Raw genomic sequence first — 561 nt, forward strand, 5'->3', positions numbered from 1 at the left:
GTCCAAATCACATGCTGCAGCATGCCTGATGATTGGTTAGACCAAACCGGGAAATTTTCGCTGTAAGATGCGAACTGCTTTTGGAGCCCTTCCACTACTTCTTGATCTTCAAAGAAAAGAACTGTTCCATAGCCGCTTCCGAATAAGTTCATTTTTTGATCCGTATCTGAAAAATTTTCAGCTGGAACAATTTTACGAAGCGTTTCTCTCGTAATATCCCATACTTTATCATGCTGTTCGCCAAATAAAACGACTACGCGTGCGCTTTGGGAATTAAATGCTGAAGGAGTATGTTTCACCGCAAAGTTGATAATTTCTTCAATTTTTTCTTCTGATATTTTTACATTTTTATCAATTGCATAAATAGAACGTCGGTTTTTAATTGCTTCATAAAAATCTTTTCCAACCTGTTGTTGATCACTTGATTTATCAAATAATTTATCTAAAAAACCCATTTTCCACACTCCTAATTGTTTGTTTTTTTAAGCTTAAATTGCATGTTTATACCCTTCCCTCTGATAAAAGGAGATAAACAAGATATAATGAATTCTTATATCTCTA

Annotated in this window: 1 protein-coding gene; it reads right to left on the reverse strand. The window is 34.2% G+C overall.

Annotated features, from left to right (window positions below):
* Positions 1-455: nitroreductase family protein (locus tag AC1DRF_RS31780; protein WP_477742800.1), on the reverse strand; the 455-nt coding region annotated here is incomplete at its 3' end.
* Between the last annotated feature and the right edge of the window lie 106 nt (positions 456-561).

Source organism: Priestia sp. P5_B4, assembly GCF_056400385.1.